Here is a 1,087-nt window from a genome sequence, read left to right as displayed (position 1 = left end):
CAGGACCGCTCCCGGCCCCTGCCCCTCTCCTTCGCCCAGCAGCGCCTCTGGTTCATTGATCAGCTGCAGCCTGGGACCTCCCTCTTCAACGTGCCCATGGCGGTGCGTCTGGAGGGTGCGCTCGACGTGGCCGTGCTGGAGCGCGCGCTGCGCGAGGTGGTGCGCCGTCATGAAGTGCTGCGCACCACGTTCCGCGAGGACGCTTCTGGCCCCGTGCAGGTGGTGTCGCCCGAGCCGATGCTCACGCTGGAGCGCAAGGACCTCACGGGCTCGCCGCCCGAGGAGGCGTGGCGCCTGGCGCGCGAAGCCGCGGCGCAGCCCTTCGACCTCTCCACGGGCCCGCTGCTGCGAGCACTGCTGCTGACGTCCGCGCCGGCGGAGCACCTGCTCGTCGTGGTGGTGCACCACATCGTCTCGGACGGTTGGTCCATGACGCTGCTGGTGCGCGAGGTGGCGCTCCTCTACGGCGCGCTCGCGAGAGGCCAGGCCGCACCCCTGCCCCCGCTGGGCGTGCAGTACGCGGACTTCGGCGTCTGGCAGCGCGAGTGGATGCAGGGTCCCCGGCTGGAGAAGCAGCTCGATTACTGGAAGCGGCAGTTGGAGGGCGTGCCTTCCGCGCTGGAGCTGCCCACCGACTTCCCCCGTCCCGCCACGCGAGACGGCCGGGGTGCCCGGCATGACGTGCTGCTGCCCCGCGAGTTGACGGACGCGCTCAAGGCCCTGGCCCAGCAGGAGGGCGCCTCCCTCTACATGGCCTTGCTGACGGGCTGGCAGATGCTGATGGCCCGCTACTCCGGCCAGGAGGACGTCACCGTCGGCTCTCCCATGGCGGGCCGCACGCGCGGAGAGGTGGAAGGCCTCATCGGACTCTTCGTCAATGCGCAGGTGCTTCGCACGCGTGTCTCAGGCACTACCTCCTTCCGCACGTTGCTGCGTCAGGTGCGAGAGACGGTGCTGGGAGCCCAGGAGCACCAGGAGCTTCCCATTGAGAGGCTCGTGGAGGAGTTGAAGCCCGAGCGCATCCCAGGCCGCACTCCCTTCTTCCAGGTGATGCTCACCTACCAGGCCTCCTTCCGCGGCGCCGCCA

1 protein-coding gene is annotated in these 1,087 nt (G+C 70.1%); it reads left to right on the top strand.

The window, feature by feature from the left end; genetic code table 11:
- On the top strand, positions 1–1,087 hold a 1,087-nt coding region (locus D7X96_RS39100), incomplete at both ends, for a condensation domain-containing protein (protein WP_244219888.1).

The organism is Corallococcus interemptor (assembly GCF_003668875.1).
In the GTDB taxonomy this organism is placed as follows: Bacteria; Myxococcota; Myxococcia; order Myxococcales; family Myxococcaceae; genus Corallococcus; species Corallococcus interemptor.
This window is presented reverse-complemented; position numbering and strand designations above follow the sequence as displayed.